This window comes from Pseudomonas sp. THAF187a, assembly GCF_009363395.1.
GTDB classification, from domain to species: Bacteria; Pseudomonadota; Gammaproteobacteria; order Pseudomonadales; family Pseudomonadaceae; genus Aquipseudomonas; species Aquipseudomonas khazarica.
The window spans coordinates 2,157,432-2,173,057 of the sequence record NZ_CP045349.1; the positions used below are offsets into that span (position 1 = coordinate 2,157,432).

Here is a 15,626-nt window from a genome sequence, read left to right on the forward strand (position 1 = left end):
TACCTGAGCGAAGGTCTCGTGCCATTGCCCAGGAGGTGCCACATGTTCCCCCATCGTTCGTCGTTCGTTCGCCCGCTTGCTGTAGGGTTCTCGGCTGGTGCCTTGCTGGCATTGGCAGCGTGCAGTGCTTCCGGGCCGGAGCCCGAGGCGCAGGCCAGCAAAGCCGAAGCCGCACCGGTCCTGCGTGAGCGCGCGGCCAAGCCGGCAGCCGCGCTGGAGATGCTCGCCGAGCCGAGCCAGAAGCGCATGGCGCAGCTCGCCCATGCGCCTGCACCTCTCGCCGATGTCCTGCCGCCAGGCTATCGCGACGAGTCGCGCGAGCAGTACCAGGCCTACGCCGACAACCCGGTCTTCGCCGTCAGCGAGACGCCGGTGTCCACCTTCAGCATCGATGTCGACACCGGCAGCTATGCCAACGTGCGACGCTTCCTCAACGGCGGGCAGTTGCCGCCGCAGGATGCGGTGCGCCTGGAGGAGCTGGTCAACTATTTCCCCTATGCCTACCCGTTGCCCCAGGGCGATGCGCCGTTCGGCGTCAGCACCGAACTGGCGGTGACACCCTGGAACCCGGAGACGCGCCTGCTGCGTATTGCCATCAAGGCGTCTGATCGCCGCGTCGAGGAGATGCCGCCGGCCAACCTGGTGTTCCTCGTCGATGTCTCCGGCTCGATGCACCGCCGGGAGGGCCTGCCGATGGTGCAGGGCACCCTGAAGTTGCTGGTCGACCAGCTGCGCCCGCAAGACCGCGTGTCGCTGGTGACCTATGCCGGTGCCAGCCAGGTGGTGCTGGACTCCACGCCGGGCAGCGACAAGGCGGCTATTCGTGGCGCCATCGAGCAGCTGACGGCCGGCGGCTCGACGGCGGGGGAGTCGGGGATTCATCTGGCCTACCAGCAGGCGCAGAAACACCTGATGAAGGACGGCATCAACCGCATCCTGCTGGCCACCGATGGTGACTTCAACGTCGGCATCAGTGACTTCGACAGCCTCAAGCAACTGGCTGCGGACAAGCGCAAGACCGGGGTGTCCCTGACGACCCTGGGCTTTGGCGTGGACAACTACAACGAGCGCCTGATGGAGCAACTGGCGGATGCCGGCAACGGCAATTACGCCTATATCGACAACCTGCGTGAAGCACGCAAGGTGCTGGTCGACCAGCTGGGTTCCACGCTGGTGACGGTAGCTGGCGACGTGAAGCTGCAGCTGGAGTTCAACCCGGCGCAGGTCAGCGAGTATCGCCTGCTGGGTTACGAGAACCGTGCGCTCAAGCGCGAGGACTTCAGCAACGACAAGGTTGACGCGGGCGAGATCGGCGCCGGGCACAGCGTCACCGCGCTGTACGAGATCGTTCCGGCCGGTGCCAAGGGCTGGTTGGAGCCGTTGCGCTACCAGCCGCGCACGCAACCGGAGAGCAGGGCGGGTGAGCTGGCCTGGTTGCGCATCCGCTACAAGGCTCCTGGCACGTCGACGAGCCGCTTGCTGGAGCGTCCCATCGTGCGCACGCAGGCGCAGCCGATCGCCACTGCCAGCGAAGACCTGCGCTTTGCTGCGGCGGTGGCGGCGTTCGCCCAGCAGCTCAAGGGTGGTCGCTACACCGGGGACTTCGACCTGGCGCGCAGTATCGAACTGGCGCGCTCGGCCAAGGGCGAGGATCGCTTTGGCCTGCGTGGCGAGTTCATTCAGCTGGCCGAAATCGCCCAGAGCCTGCAAACTTCCGGCTCGACCCAGACACGAGCCCTGCAGTGAACGCACCTCTCACGGATGACGACGCCGCCTTGTTGCGGCGTTACCGCCGCGGCGATGCCGCGGCCTTCAACGCGTTGTACCAGCGCCATCGGCTAGGCCTGTTTCGCTTCCTGCTCGGACTGTGCGGCGACCATGCCCTGGCCGAGGAAGTGTTCCAGGAAACCTGGATGAGCCTGGTGCGCAGCCAGAGCGAGCAGCGCGAGGCCGTGCTGTTCAAGACCTGGCTGTATCAGATCGCGCGTAATCGCCTGATCGACCACTGGCGCAAGAGCGGCCGGCAGCAGACCGGACACGAGCCCTACGATGAGGGCCAGCATGCCCAGGTCGACCCGCAGCCGGGGCCGGAGCAGCACTGGGGGCTGACGTGTGACAGCGAGCGGCTGCAGGCGGCGCTGGCCGACTTGCCGGAGGAGCAGCGCGAAGTGTTCCTGCTGCGCGCCCATGGCGACCTGGAACTGAACGAGATTGCCGAGTTGACCCGCACGCCGGCCGAGACGGTCAAGAGCCGTCTGCGCTACGCCCTGCAGAAGTTGCGCCGGCTGCTGGCCACCGAGGAGTTGTCCGCATGACAGATGAACGAGAACCTCTGGAGCACGAACAGGCGCTGCTGGCGCACTTCCGTGCCCACGGCAGTGGCGAGCCCTCGGCCGAGCTGGATGCACGCATCCTGATGGCGGCCAGCGCGGCCGCGCGCGACGCCAAGGGCGCGGCTGCGGCCGAGGCCGGATGGGGGCCGCGCCTGCACCAGTGGCTGTTCGGCAGCGGTCGGCAGCGCTGGTCGGTAGCACTGGCCGGTGTGGCCTGCCTGGGCATCGGCGTCAGCCTGACCTGGCGCACGCTGGAGCAGACGCCGGAGGCCTTCGACAGCGTGCCGCCGAGCGTGGCCATGAGCCCGGCGCCGCCGGCGCAGATGGCGGCCAAGCGCGCGGCGGAGAACGAGTCGGTGGCGCGTATGGCCGAGCCGCGAGAGCGCATGAAGAGCGAGGCCATGGTACGCCAGGCCGCCCCGGTCGCCCCGGCGGCGTTGGCCGATGCCCCCATGGCCAGCACCGCTGCAAGCGAACCGCTGGCCGAGCTGGTCGTTCAGAGCGAGCCGCGCGAGGCCTTGCTGCGCCTGCTCGAGCTGCGTCGAGCGGGGGAGAAGGGCAAGGCCCAGCAGCTGTACGACCAGTTGCAGGCCGACTACCCGCAGCTGGATATCGAGGCCGAACTGACGCATCTGGCCACGCAACCGCCGCAAGACTGATGTCAGGTAAAGGTCATGTAAGTCGGCTTGCCAGCCATGCCCGGTCGGAGGAGCATGGTTGTCTCATTCACCGAGTTGCCGTTGTCCCATGATGCGTAAGTCCGTTCTGTTGCTGTTGTGCCTGGGTTTGCTGAGCGCCTGCGAGCGTGCAGCAGACCCGGTTGCGCAACGGCCGGAATCCGTTCCGCTGGTGGTCGAGTCTGCCGTCGAGGCGCCGGCAGTCGAGGTGGCCAGCACAGCGCCTGTCGACGCGCAGCCTGCGGCCGAGGCGGTCGAAGCCACGCCCGCCCGTGCCGAGCCGCAGCCTGCCGCGAAACCCAAGGCCGAGGTCGGCAAGGCGCCCCGAGCTACCTCCGAAGCGACGCCGGCACTGGACCTGAGCGTGCCGCAGGAACTGTTCGCGCAGGCCCTGGAAGGCGAAACTCGCGAGGATCTTGCACCGCTGCTGCCGCCATTGTTCGGCGAGAAGCCCGAGCTGCAGAGCCCATTCCAGATCAGCGGCCGACTGATCAGCAATGAGCGCGAGGACGATTACTGGGATTCGATCGAAGGCGCCGAGGTACAGTTCGAGTTCAAGCGGTAGGCGGCGGGATTGACGCTACCCGCCCGGCAACCCTGATCAGAATCGATAGTCCTGGCGCACGATGGCCGCGTGCAGCGCGCTGTCCAGGCGCTGGAAGTGCGCAGTGTCGGGCAGGCGCACGTAGAGTGGGTCGTCGCTCCGGGCCGGGTCGTAAGCGGCCTGTTTGAGATCGGTTTTCTTGTACTTGAAGGTGCCGGTGGTCTCCACTTCGCCGAGCAGGCGGATGAACAGGGGCGCGGCGTAGGCCGGCAGCTCCGCGTCGAGGTAGCTCGCCAGCGCTGCGCCATCGAGATCGCTGCCGGGCGTCAGGCGCAGTGCAGCCATGCCGCAGCGGCCGTTGGTGGCGGGAATCTCCACGCCGTAGACCACCGCGTCTTCCACGCCGGGGAAGACGCCGAGCACGTTCTCCACCTCGGTGGTGGAGACGTTCTCGCCTTTCCAGCGGAAGGTGTCGCCGAGGCGGTCGACGAACTGCGCGTGCTTGCAGCCGATATCGCGCATCAGGTCGCCGGTGTTGAACCAGGCGTCGCCCTTCTTGAACACATTGCGCAGGATCACCGACTCGCTCTTGGCCGGGTCGGTGTAGCCGTCGAAGGGCCATTTGGCGCTGATCTCGCTGATCAGCAGGCCCGCCTCACCCTTGTCGGCCTTGTGCAGGAAACCCTTCGCGTCGCGCAGGACGCAGTCGTTCTCCAGGTCGTAGCGCACGATGGCGTAGGTGGCCGGTGTGTAGCCGACGGTATTGTCGAAGTTGAACACGTTGGTGAAGCCGATGTTGCCTTCGCTGGAAGCATAGAACTCGGTGATCTGCCGGACGCCGAAGCGCTGCTTGAACTCGGCCCAGATCGACGGACGCAGGCCGTTGCCGATCATGCAGCGCAGGCTGTTGTTCTGCTCCGCCGGGTGCACGGGCTGGTTGAGCAGATAGCGGCACAGCTCGCCGATGTAGCCGAAGCAGGTGGCCCGGTAGCGCGCCACGTCGCTCCAGAAGGCGCTGGCGGAGAAACGGCGCCGCAGGGCAATGGCGGCACCGCCGGCCAGTGCCGCGCTCCAGCATACGGTGACGGCGTTGTTGTGGTAGCAGGGCAGGGTGAGGTAGAGCACATCGTGCGCGTTGAGGGTCAGGCCGGAGTGGCCGAAGCCGCCGTATGCCTTGATCCACTTGCCATGGCTCATGATCGAGGCCTTGGGCAGGCCGGTGGTGCCGGAGGTGTAGATCAGGAAGCAGGCATCCTTCATGCGGACGCGCAGGCTGTCCGGTGGGTTGTCCTGCGCCTGGCCGCTGCTCAGCTGCATGAGATTGGCCCAGCCGCTCGGCGGCCGTCCCGCATCGACCAGGCAGTCCTGATCGGCTACCCAGTAGCGGCGAGCATGCGGGTCGTGCAGGTGCTCGGCGATTTCCTCGAAGGCTCCGAGCAGCTCGTCGCCGATCACCAGGAGGCGGGGTTCGACCAGATTGAAACTGTGCGCCAGGACCTTGCCGCGCTGGGTGGTGTTGATCAGTGCGCCGACAGCGCCGAGCTTGCTCAGGGCGGCGAGGATCGCCAGCAACTCCAGGCGGTTTTCCAGCATCACCGCGATCACGTCGCCATGCCTGACACCTTCGCGCTTGAACGCCCAGGCCAGGCGGTTGGCCCAGGCATTGAAGTCGCGGTAGTTGATCTGGCGTTGCTCGTCCATCAGCGCCGGGCGTTCGGGGTGATGCCGGGCGGCGCGTTGCAGCGCCCAGGCCAGTGACAGCGGCTTCTCGCGGTTGCGGATGCCGGCGTAGTAGAGGCCGCGCAGCATGCGCGGCACGCGTGGCAGGTGCTGCGGCAGGTGGGCCAGGAAGCGAATGGGCGAAATCAGATCGGTTTGGCTCATGGGGCTCGCACTTGGGGTGTCAGTCGTGGGACGCGAGGCCTGACTCTAGTTGGCCCGGCTGGGCGCAGCCATGGCCCTGGCGCATGCGGACGAGGGCAGATCGGCAAATAGGCGTCGCTCTCCAGGGCACGCCTGGGTGGCAGAGCAGGTCCGCTCCGCCATGGGCCTGCGTGCAGTCGTAGCCCGGATGCAATCCGGGGATTGGTGCTCGGGTTCCCCCGGATTGCATCCGGGCTACGAAGGGTCGCAGTGTTCAGTCGACGAACAGGTCGGGTATCAGGCTGCCGCCTGCGGGGTCGAAGCGATACTGTTCGAAATCGCTCTGGCCCTGTTCGCGCAGGATGTCCTCGTCGATCAGCAGGCGTCCGCTGATGCTGCGGCCCTCGCTCGCCAGGATCGCACGGGCCGCGTCGGCCATGATCGCCGGGGTGCGCGCACGCTTGAAGGCGTCGCGGCTGCCCAGCTCGAACTCGATGGCGGCGGTGGCGATCATGGTCTTCGGCCACAGCGAGTTGACGCTGATGCCGTACTTCTTGAATTCCTCGCTCATGCCCAGGGTCAGCATGCTCATGCCGTACTTGGTGACGGTATAGGGACCATGCTGGGCGAACCACTTGGCGTCGAGGTTGAGTGGCGGCGACAGGTTGAGGATATGCCCGCCGGCGCTCTGTTTCAGATAGGGCAGGGCGGCCTGGCTGCAGACCATCACGGCGCGGGTGTTGATCTGGTACATCAGGTCGAAGCGCTTGGGTTCGAGCCGCTCCACTCCCACCAGCTTGATCGCGCCGGCATTGTTGACCAGCGCGTCGATGCCGCCGAAATGCTCGGCTGCGCGGGCCATGGCGGCTGCCACGGCCTGTTCGTCACGTACGTCCAGTTGCAGGGGCAGCGCCTTGCCGCCAGCGGCCTCGACTTCGGCGGCGACGCTGAAGATGGTGCCCTCCAGCTTGGGATGCGCTTCGGCGCTCTTGGCCGCGATGACGATATTGGCGCCCTCGGCGGCGGCCTTGAGCGCGATTTCACGGCCGATACCACGGCTGGCGCCGGTGATGAACAGGGTCTTGGCAGAAAGTGACATGAGAGTGCTCCGGGGCTCGTTGTTGTCGTAGGGCGGATGACGTTCCGTTCACCCACCCGGATGGTGTCGGGGCGGATGGATGCAGTGCCATCCACCCCGCATCAGGTTTCTGAAGCTTCGATTTCCACCAGCAGTTGACGGCTCTTGACCTGGTCGCCCTGGCTGACGCCGATCCGCCGGACGATGCCATCGACACCCGCCTTGAGCGGGTGCTCCATCTTCATGGCTTCCAGCACCAGCAGCAGCTGGCCCTTGCTGACGCTGGCGCCCTCGCTGGTCAGGACGTCGACGATGGCGCCGTCCATCGGCGCCTTCACCGCACCGCTGCTGGCAGCATTCTGGCCCCCGGCCGGTTCGTGGGTGACGTCCAGCAGTTCCAGGTTGCCCCGCTCGCCATACAGCCACAGGCGCTCGCCTTCGTGGTGATAAGCCTGGCGGCGGCGCACGCCGTCCAGCTCCAGGGTCAGCCAGCGTCCGTCGCTGGCCAGCAGGCGCAGGCACAGCTGCTCGTCACCCCGGCTCACGCGAAGTTGTGCCTGAGGGCCGCCGGCGACCACCTCCAGCTCGACGGCGTGCTTGTGCTCGCCCTGCTTGAGCACGCAGCGCCAGGGCGCACCGCCTGCGTTGCGCCAGCCGGACAGCCCCGGCTGATGTGCGCGCGCGGCTGCTGAAGCCTGGTAGAGCAGGGCGGCGGCGATGGCCAGCTCGGCCAGGCTGGCGCTGTGTGGCTGCAGGCTGGGGTCGTTCTCGAAGTGTTCGGCGATGAACGCCGTCGTGGCGTTGCCGGCAGCGAACTGCGGGTGTTCGAGCAGGTTGGCGAGAAAACGCTGGTTGCCGTTGACGCCGAGGAGCACGCAGCGCTCCACGGCGCGCACCAGCTTGCGCCGGGCGTCGTCACGGGTCTCGCCGTAGGCGATGACCTTGGCCAGCATCGGGTCGTAGAAGGGCGTGACGGCCTGGCCTTCGAGCAGGCCGTGGTCGATGCGCACACCCGGCAGCAGCTCCGGCTCCCAGCGCAGAACCTGGCCGGTTTGTGGCAGGAAGCCGGCGGCGGCATCCTCGGCATACAGGCGCACTTCGATGGCGTGACCCTGCAGGCGGATTTCCTCCTGGCGCAGCGGCAGTGGCTGGCCGGCAGCGGTGCGAATCTGCCAGGCCACCAGGTCCTGTCCGCTGATCAGTTCGGTGACCGGGTGCTCCACCTGCAGCCGGGTGTTCATTTCCAGGAAGAAGAACTCGCCGCTGGCATCGAGCAGGAACTCTACCGTACCGGCTCCGACGTAGCTGACCGAGGCCGCCGCCTTCACCGCAGCTTCACCCATGGCACGGCGCAGCTCGGGCGTCATCACCGGGCAGGGCGCTTCCTCTAGCACTTTCTGGTGGCGGCGCTGCACCGAGCAGTCGCGCTCGCCGAGGTAGACGATATTGCCGTGAGTGTCGCCGAACACCTGGATCTCGACGTGGCGCGGGCGGATCACCGCGCGTTCGAGGATCAGCTCGCCGGAGCCGAAGGCGTTCTGCGCCTCCGAGCGCGCCGTGCGAATCTGCGCCAGCAGTTCAGCGGATGCCTGCACCAGGCGCATGCCGCGACCGCCGCCACCGGCACTGGCCTTGATCATCAGCGGATAGCCGATGCGCTCGGCTTCGCTGGCCAGGGTATCGTCGTCCTGGGCGGCACCTTCGTAGCCCGGAATGCACGGCACGCCGGCTTCCAGCATGGCGATCTTCGACAGGCGCTTGCTGCCCATCAGGTGGATGGCTTCCACGCTCGGGCCGATGAAGACGATGCCGGCATCTGTACAGGCACGAGCGAAATCGGCGTTCTCGGAGAGGAAGCCGTAGCCGGGGTGGATGGCGTCGGCGCCGGTCCGGCGTGCTGCCTCGATGATGGCATCGATACGCAGGTAGGACTGGCTCACCTGGGCGGGGCCAATGCACACCGCCTCATCGGCCAGCTGCACATGGCGGGCGTCGGCATCGGCTTCGGAGTAGACCGCAACGGTGCGGTAACCGAGCTCGAGGGCGGTGCGCATCACCCTGCAGGCGATCTCGCCACGGTTGGCGATCAGGATCTTGTTGAATGCGGGCATCTTCGTGCTCCTGTGCGGCGATCCGCGGATTTCATCCGGGCCACGATGTTCGTAGGGTGGATCGCGCTGTCTCGATCCACCGTGTGTGGTACGTGCGCGGGCGGAGGTGAAAAGCGACAGCCACCCTGCGGTTGCTCCGAAAGGACGGCGGTATCAGTCCGTCCAAGCCATCATTGCGCCCATTTCGGCTTGCGTTTCTGCACGAAGGCCATGGTGCCTTCGACGCCCTCGGCGCCCGTGACGGCGGCGGCGAACTGTTCGGCCGCGCGGTCGAGCAGTGGGCCGAGCGCCTCGCGTTCGCTGGCCAGCAGCAGCGCCTTGGTCTGGGCATTGGCCTGCGGCGCGCACTGGCGGATCTGTGCCAGGGTGTCCTGCAGGCGCTGTTGCAGCGCAGCCGCGTCGGCCTCGCAGTGATGCACCAGGCCCAGGCGCAGCGCCTCGGCGCCGTCCACACGGGCGGCCGTCAGCGCCAGGCGGCGGGCCTGGGTCAGGCCGATGCGGTGTACCACGAACGGGGCGATCTGCGCCGGCAGGATGCCCAGCGTGGTCTCAGGCAGGCCGAATCTGGCGTCGCTGGCGGCGATGGCCACGTCGGACACGCAGGCCAGGCCGAAACCGCCGCCGAGCACGGCGCCTTCCAGCACGGCCACCAGCACCTGCGGCGCGGCCTGGGCCTCCTCCAGCAGCGCACCGAAGGCGCGGTTCAGCTCGCGGTAGGCGTCGCCGCCTCTGGCGCGGGCGCCAGCCATGTCCTTGATGTCGCCTCCGGCGCAGAAGTGGCCGTCCGCGCCACGCAGGACGAGGGCGCGTACCTCCGGCTCATGGCGCACGGCTTCCAGGATGGCGCGCAACTCGCCGACCATGGCCAGGCTCATGGCGTTGCGGCTGTCCGGACGATTCAGGGTGACGTGCAGCACGCCGTTCTCGAGGTTCAGCAGCAGGGTTTCGCAGTGGGGCAGGTCGTTCATCGCATACCTCGGTGTAGGGCGGGTGGAACCCGCCGCACGGCAATGGCGTTTCGGTGCGTAGGCTGGACGTCGCTTCTTACGTCCACCGCCATGGTGGATCGATAAGGCGTGATCCACCCTGCGTTCAGACTTTCTTCTTCCCAGGCAGGATGCCCATCAGCTTGCAGATGATGCCGAGCATGATTTCGTCGGCACCGCCGCCGATGCTGACCAGGCGCACGTCGCGGTAGGCGCGCGACACCGGGTTGTCCCACATGAAGCCCATGCCGCCCCAGTACTGCAGGCAGGCGTCGGATACCTCGCGGCCCAGGCGACCGGCCTTGAGCTTGGCCATCGACGCCAGGCGGGTGACGTCACGCCCCTTCACGTACTGCTCGGTGGCCTGGTAGACCAGGGCACGCAGGGCTTCGATCTCGGTCTGCAGCTCGGCCATGCGGAAGTGGATGACCTGGTTGTCGATCAGCGGTTGGCCGAAGGTGTGGCGCTGCTTGCAGTAGTCGATGGTGCTGTCGACGCAGTGCTCCAGGCCCTTGATCATGTTGGCCGCGCCGAACAGGCGTTCCTCCTGGAACTGCAGCATCTGCATCATGAACCCTGCGCCTTCGTGACCGATGCGGTAGCGCTGCGGTACGCGCACGTTGTCGAAGAACACCTGGGCGGTTTCCGAGCTGCGCATGCCGAGCTTGTCTAGGTGCGGGCTGACGCTGATCCCCGGCGTCTTCATCGGCACCACGATCAACGACTTGTTGACGTGGGGCTTGTCGTCGCTGGTGTTGGCCAGCAGGCAGATGAAGTCCGCCGATGGCGAGTTGGTGATCCACATCTTGCTGCCGTTGATCACGTAGTCGTCGCCGTCCTTGCGTGCGCTGGTCTTCAGACCGGCCACGTCGGAGCCGGCACCGACTTCGGAAACCCCGATGCAGCCGACCATCTCGCCGCTGATGGCCGGGCGCAGGAATTCGTCGCGCAACGCGTCGGAGCCGAAGCGGGCCAGGGCGGGCGTGCACATGTCGGTCTGCACGCCGATGGACATGGGAATGCCGCCGCAATGGATGGTGCCGAACTCCTCGGCGGCGACGATCGAGTAGCTGTAGTCCAGGCCCATGCCGCCGAACTGCTCCGGCTTGGAGATGCCCAGCAGACCCAGTTCGCCGGCTTTCCTGAAGATGTCGTGGATGGGGAAGCGACCTTCCTTCTCCCATTCATCGACATGCGGATTGATTTCCCTGTCGACGAAGTTGCGGACGGTGCGGCGGAGTTCTTCGTGTTCCTGGGTGAAGATCATTGTTGTTGTGCTCCGTATCGAATGGGGCTTGCGGCGGGTGGCACCCGCCCTGGGTTTTTCAGAATCTGGCGACGCCGAAGCTGCTCGTCTTCAACGGACGCAGGCTCGCTTCGGCGCAGATATCCAGCAACAGGCCCAGCAGCTTGCGCGTATCGCGCGGGTCGATCAGACCGTCGTCCCACAGGCTGGCGGTGCCGTACAGCGCGGTGGACTGGCTGTCGAGCTTCTGTGCGGTAACGTTTTCCAGCATGTCGAGCATCTTCGGGTCGGCCTCCTTGCCTTCCTTGGCGTGTTTCTCCTCGGTGACGATGCGCAGCACCTTGCCGGCCTGGGCGCCGCCCATCACTGCGGTGCGGCTGTTGGGCCAGGCGAAGATGAAGCGCGGGTCGAGGCCACGTCCGCACATGGCGTAGTTGCCGGCGCCGTAGGAACCGCCGACGACGATGGTGAGCTTGGGCACCGTGGCGTTGGCCACCGCCTGGATCATCTTCGAACCATGCTTGATCACGCCGTGCTGTTCCGACTCGGTACCGACCATGAAACCGGTGGTGTTGTGGAAGAACAGGATCGGGGTATTGCTCTGTTCGCACAGCTGGATGAACTGCGCCGCCTTGGCCGCACCCTGCGGGGTGATCGGGCCGTTGTTGCCGATGAAACCGCAGGCCTGGCCTTCGATCTGCAGGTGGCCGCAGACGGTCTGGCTGTCGAATTCGTTCTTGAAGTCGAGGAACGCCGAGCCATCGGCGATGCGCGCGATGATTTCGCGCACGTCATAGGGCTTCTTGGCGTCGGCTGGTACCAGACCGAGCAGCTCCTCGGCCGGGTACAGCGGCTCGCGCCAGGTTTTCGCCGGGCGTGCAGGCAGTTGCTGGTTCCACGGCAGCATGGCGAGGATCTCGCGGGCCAGGCGCACGCCATCGGCGTCGTTCTCGGCCAGGTACTCGGCGGTACCGGCGACCTGGGCATGCATCTCGGCGCCGCCGAGTTGTTCGTCGCTGGCGATCTCGCCGGTGGCGGCCTTGAGCAGTGGCGGGCCGGCGAGGAACATCTTGGCCTTGCCTCGTACCACCACGACGTAGTCCGACAGCCCTGGCTGGTAGGCCCCGCCGGCGGTGCTGGAACCGTGCACCACGGTGATCTGCGGCAGGCCCATGGCGGACATGCGCGCCTGGTTGGCGAAGCCGCGTGCGCCTTCGACGAAGATGTCGGCGGCGTAGTTGAGGTTGGCGCCACCACTCTCGGCCAGGGTCACCACCGGCAGCTTGTTCTCGACCGCGATCTGCTGCAGGCGCAGGGATTTCTTCAGGCCGGTGGGGGAGATGGTGCCACCCTTGATCGCGCTGTTGTTGGCGATCACCAGGCAGCGCACCCCGGCGATGTAGCCGATGCCGGCGATCAGCCCGCCACCGGCCTGGCTGCCGTCCTTATCGTCGTGCAGCTTGTAGCCGGCCAGCGAGGCCAGTTCGAGGAATGGCGCACCGAGGTCGAGCAGCAGGCTGATGCGCTCGCGGGGCAGCAGCTGGCCGCGCTTGTCGAACTTGGCCTTGGCCTCCTGGGCCTTGTCGAGCACCTTCTGTTCCACGTCACGGAAGCTGGCGATGGCCGCCAGCATGGCCTCGCGGTTCTGCGCGAAGGCGTCGCCATTTACGTCGATTTCCGATTGGATCACGGGCATCGCCTTACTCCTGATCTTTCAGTACGTCGGGCACGTAGGCTCGGTGGAAACCGTTGTACGGCTCGCTGTTCGTCGCCTTGCCCAGCGTCCAGGCGCGGGTGCCCTGGCTGGCGGCACCATCGATGCGGATGGTGTTGCCGCTGATGAAGTTGGCGCCGGGGCTGAGTAGGAACACGATGGCCGCGGCCACCTCGGACTCGCTGCCGATGCGTTGCAGCGGTACGTGATCCTTGAGGTTGCGGATCATGTTCTTCATCGATTCGGGGTAGGTGTCCATGCCGCTGGAGGCGATCCAGCCGGGTGCCACGGCGTTGACCCGCACGCCAGCGTGGCCCCACTCGTAGGCGGCGGTCTTGGTGAAGTTCTCCATGCCGGCCCGCGCCGCGCCCGAGTGGCCCATGCCGGGCATGCCGCCCCACATGTCGGCGAGCATGTTGACGATGCCGCCGCCGTGCTTGCTCATGCTCTGCAGGAAGACCTCCCTGGCCACCAGGAAGCCACCCACCAGGTTGGTGCGCACCACGGTCTCGAAGCCTTTCTGGTTGATGCCGATCAGCGGCGCCGGGAACTGCCCACCGGCATTGTTGACCAGCTGGTGAATGCGCCCGCGCTGTGCGATCAGCGTGGCGACCATGGCCTTCACGCTGTCTTCGTCGCGGATGTCACAGACATGCCAGCTGGCGCTGCCGCCATCCTCGATGATCTCGCCTGCGGTGTTTTCCAGCTTGTCCTGCTTGCGCCCGACCAGCACCACGTGAGCGCCGAGATGGGCCAGTTCGTGGGCCACGCAGCGGCCGATGCCGCTGCCACCACCGGTGACCAGGATGGTCTGGCCTGCGAACAGACCGGGTCGGAATACGGAGTCGTAGCTCATTGTTCTTGTTGTCCTTCTCGGTTCCGTAAGAGCGGCTTCAGCCGCGATGCTCTTGCCCAGTCCAGATCGCGGCTGAAGCGATACGTCGCCCGACCGCTCCTACAACATGGAAGGTGGAAACCGCGCAGCGTTTCCCACCCGAAGCCGGTGGCTGGATGAAGCATCCATCCACCCTGCGATTGGCACCTACAGCGCTTCGGCCAGCGCCCTTGGCACCGGCACCGGGAATTCCAGCAACTGCTGGGCGAACGCCTTGCCCTGCGGGTCGATGCGCAGGCTGGCGACGCCACCACCGCCCAGCGCGTTCTCCAGCAGGAAGTTGAGGCTGTGGCTGCCCGGCAGGTACCAGCGGCTCACGCGTCCCTGCTCGGCATCCAGAGTGTGGGCCATCCACTGAGCCACCGCCTCGGGTGTCAGCGCAGCGGCGATCCACGGCAGGTACTCGGGCTTTCTCGCCATCACGCCGATGTTGCTGTGGTTGCCCTTGTCGCCGGAGCGCGCCACGGCCAGGCGCACCAGCGGTACGGCGCTGTCGGCGTCGTCCATGGGGATGGGCAGGGCTGCGGGGGCGGGCACCTGGGCCGGGTCGAAGGCCGCCACCTGCGGCAGGCCGACCGGCTGGCGCTCGCCGTCGATCTCCACCTCCAGGGTGCAGGCACTCTTGTCCACGAGGAAGCTGAACAGGCGGATCACCGGGTACACGGTCGGTCGTCCGCCGACGATGCCGGTCAGGCCGGGGGCCATGCCGGTGGCGGCCTGGGCGATTTCGCGGGAGAACAGTAGCAGTGCTTCCTTCCTGGCGTGACGTGCGGCGATCTTCACCACGACTTCGCGGCTGTAGCGGCGATGGGCGTGGGCGCCGTAGGTGGCTTCACTGCCGAGCAGCTCGATGCTGACCTCCTGGTACGGGCCCCAGTCGCGCTCGGCGAACAGCTCTTCGGTCTTGCGGATGATTGCCTGGCTGACCCGTTCGGCCTTGGCCACGGCATCGATGCCGGCGAGCAGGAAACTGGCGGTGCAGCGGAAACCGTCCGGGTGGGTGGCGCTGACCTTGTAGCGCTCGCCGGGAGGCAGGCCGCGGGCACCCTGCAGCTGCACTCGGTCAGGGCCGACCTGGCTCAGCTGCACCTGGGTGAAATCGCAGACCACGTCCGGCAGCAGATAGGCGCGCGGGTCGCCAATCTCGTAGAGCATCTGCTCGCCGACGGTGAAAGGCGTGACCAGGCCGCCGGAACCTTCCGGCTTGGTCACGACGAAATGGCCATCGTCCGCGACCTCGACGATGGGGAAGCCGATGTGTTCGTAGTCCGGCACGTCGCGCCAGTCGGTGAAGTTGCCGCCGGTGCACTGCGCGCCGCATTCGATGATGTGCCCGGCCAGGGCGGCCTGGGCCAGCCTGTCGTAGTCGTCCCAGGCCCAGCCGAATTCGTGCACCAGGGCGGCGCTGACCACGGCGCTGTCGACCACGCGGCCGGTGATGACGATATCGGCACCGCGTTCGAGCGCGGCGACGATGCCCGGTGCGCCCAGGTAGGCGTTGACCGATACACAGAAGGGCGGCAGCGGTGCGTCGCTGAACATCTCGCGGGTACCGGCCTTGACCAGTTCGCCAAGCTTGGGCTGCAGGTTGTCGCCGTGCAGCACGGCGATCTTCAGTTGCACGCCGGCCCGCTCGCAGGCCGCGTTCAGGGCCGCGGCGCAGGCCATCGGGTTGACCCCGCCGGCGTTGCTGATGACGCGGATGCGCTTGTGCGCCAGTTCGCCCAGCAGGGGCGTGAGCACCTCGACGAAGTCGCGGGCGTAGCCCTCGTCGGGCTTTTTCATCCGTGCGCCGGCCATGATCGACATGGTGATCTCGGCCAGGTAGTCGAACACCAGATAGTCCAGCTCGGCCCCGCGAACCAGCTGGGCGGCGGCGGTGGAGGTGTCGCCCCAGAATGCGGAGGCGCAGCCGATGCGTACGGTTTTAGTCATTGTGATGGCCCGTGACACATTGAAGGGATGCGTCGACATTACCAAGCAAGCGCTTGGTTGAAAAGCGCCGGGAGAGGGCAAAACGGCCAAAAATGCGCCCAAGCGCTTGCTTGGTAGGTGTTCGGCGCATACATTTCATCATGCAAGACAAGTACTTGCCGGCAGCATCGAGAATTCATCAGAACAATTGCCGGGCAGGGCAGTGAGGGGGATCAGTCAGCGTGGAAGAACACAGGGCCCAGGC

General features: G+C 66.6%; 12 protein-coding genes. 4 read left to right on the top strand and 8 right to left on the bottom strand.

All coding sequences use genetic code 11. The annotated features are described in order from the left end of the window. Positions 1 to 42 precede the first annotated feature (42 nt). From FIV02_RS10000 to FIV02_RS10015, 4 genes are all read left to right on the top strand, one after another. Entirely contained in the window at positions 43 to 1,746 is a 1,704-nt protein-coding gene (locus FIV02_RS10000) for a VWA domain-containing protein (RefSeq protein WP_152488520.1), read from the top strand. Then, the gene (locus FIV02_RS10005; protein ID WP_152488521.1) at positions 1,743 to 2,315 is read left to right on the top strand and encodes an RNA polymerase sigma factor; all 573 of its coding nucleotides are present in this window, start codon (positions 1,743 to 1,745) and stop codon (positions 2,313 to 2,315) included. Before FIV02_RS10000 ends, FIV02_RS10005 begins: the two co-directional genes overlap by 4 nt. Beyond that, a complete protein-coding gene (locus FIV02_RS10010) occupies positions 2,312 to 2,992 on the top strand; it encodes a hypothetical protein (RefSeq protein ID WP_152488522.1) in 681 nt (226 codons plus the stop codon). Before FIV02_RS10005 ends, FIV02_RS10010 begins: the two co-directional genes overlap by 4 nt. 91 nt (positions 2,993 to 3,083) lie before the next feature. Continuing rightward, complete coding sequence (locus FIV02_RS10015; RefSeq protein WP_256663114.1) at positions 3,084 to 3,575, top strand: hypothetical protein; 492 nt, start codon at positions 3,084 to 3,086, stop codon at positions 3,573 to 3,575. Positions 3,576 to 3,611: 36 nt separating this feature from the next. Here FIV02_RS10015 and FIV02_RS10020 read toward each other — a convergent pair whose 3' ends face one another. From FIV02_RS10020 to FIV02_RS10055, 8 genes are all read right to left on the bottom strand, one after another. Next, positions 3,612 to 5,438, bottom strand: coding sequence for a long-chain-acyl-CoA synthetase (locus tag FIV02_RS10020; protein ID WP_152488524.1), 1,827 nt, complete (start codon positions 5,436 to 5,438; stop codon positions 3,612 to 3,614). Between the two features lie 253 nt (positions 5,439 to 5,691). Then, positions 5,692 to 6,516: an NAD(P)-dependent oxidoreductase gene (locus FIV02_RS10025; protein ID WP_152488525.1), complete on the bottom strand. Its 825-nt coding sequence runs from the start codon at positions 6,514 to 6,516 to the stop codon at positions 5,692 to 5,694. A 101-nt stretch (positions 6,517 to 6,617) separates the two neighbouring features. Beyond that, positions 6,618 to 8,606, bottom strand: a complete 1,989-nt coding sequence (gene atuF, locus FIV02_RS10030; RefSeq protein WP_152488526.1) for a geranyl-CoA carboxylase subunit apha — start codon at positions 8,604 to 8,606, stop codon at positions 6,618 to 6,620. 170 nt (positions 8,607 to 8,776) lie between these two features. Then, a complete protein-coding gene (gene atuE / locus FIV02_RS10035) occupies positions 8,777 to 9,574 on the bottom strand; it encodes an isohexenylglutaconyl-CoA hydratase (protein ID WP_152488527.1) in 798 nt (265 codons plus the stop codon). A gap of 124 nt (positions 9,575 to 9,698) precedes the next feature. Further along, on the bottom strand, positions 9,699 to 10,859 hold the full coding sequence (gene atuD / locus FIV02_RS10040) for a citronellyl-CoA dehydrogenase (RefSeq protein ID WP_134677828.1): 1,161 nt from the start codon (positions 10,857 to 10,859) through the stop codon (positions 9,699 to 9,701). Between the two features lie 58 nt (positions 10,860 to 10,917). Further along, positions 10,918 to 12,534 carry a geranyl-CoA carboxylase subunit beta gene (atuC, locus tag FIV02_RS10045; RefSeq protein WP_152488528.1) on the bottom strand — a complete coding sequence of 539 codons (1,617 nt, stop codon included), beginning with the start codon at positions 12,532 to 12,534 and terminating at the stop codon, positions 10,918 to 10,920. A gap of 4 nt (positions 12,535 to 12,538) precedes the next feature. Beyond that, a complete protein-coding gene (locus FIV02_RS10050; protein ID WP_152488529.1) occupies positions 12,539 to 13,408 on the bottom strand; it encodes an SDR family oxidoreductase in 870 nt (289 codons plus the stop codon). 186 nt (positions 13,409 to 13,594) lie between these two features. After that, the gene (locus FIV02_RS10055; protein ID WP_152488530.1) at positions 13,595 to 15,382 is read right to left on the bottom strand and encodes an acyclic terpene utilization AtuA family protein; all 1,788 of its coding nucleotides are present in this window, start codon (positions 15,380 to 15,382) and stop codon (positions 13,595 to 13,597) included. Positions 15,383 to 15,626 lie beyond the last annotated feature (244 nt).

Coding starts and splice junctions, on each gene's coding strand:
- atuF (WP_152488526.1), bottom strand. CDS start 8,606: ATGCCCGCATTCAACAAGATCCTGATCGCCAACCGTGGCGAGATCGCC.
- FIV02_RS10050 (WP_152488529.1), bottom strand. CDS start 13,408: ATGAGCTACGACTCCGTATTCCGACCCGGTCTGTTCGCAGGCCAGACC.
- atuD (WP_134677828.1), bottom strand. CDS start 10,859: ATGATCTTCACCCAGGAACACGAAGAACTCCGCCGCACCGTCCGCAAC.
- FIV02_RS10020 (WP_152488524.1), bottom strand. CDS start 5,438: ATGAGCCAAACCGATCTGATTTCGCCCATTCGCTTCCTGGCCCACCTG.
- atuC (WP_152488528.1), bottom strand. CDS start 12,534: ATGCCCGTGATCCAATCGGAAATCGACGTAAATGGCGACGCCTTCGCG.
- FIV02_RS10010 (WP_152488522.1), top strand. CDS start 2,312: ATGACAGATGAACGAGAACCTCTGGAGCACGAACAGGCGCTGCTGGCG.
- atuE (WP_152488527.1), bottom strand. CDS start 9,574: ATGAACGACCTGCCCCACTGCGAAACCCTGCTGCTGAACCTCGAGAAC.
- FIV02_RS10055 (WP_152488530.1), bottom strand. CDS start 15,382: ATGACTAAAACCGTACGCATCGGCTGCGCCTCCGCATTCTGGGGCGAC.
- FIV02_RS10000 (WP_152488520.1), top strand. CDS start 43: ATGTTCCCCCATCGTTCGTCGTTCGTTCGCCCGCTTGCTGTAGGGTTC.
- FIV02_RS10025 (WP_152488525.1), bottom strand. CDS start 6,516: ATGTCACTTTCTGCCAAGACCCTGTTCATCACCGGCGCCAGCCGTGGT.
- FIV02_RS10015 (WP_256663114.1), top strand. CDS start 3,084: ATGCGTAAGTCCGTTCTGTTGCTGTTGTGCCTGGGTTTGCTGAGCGCC.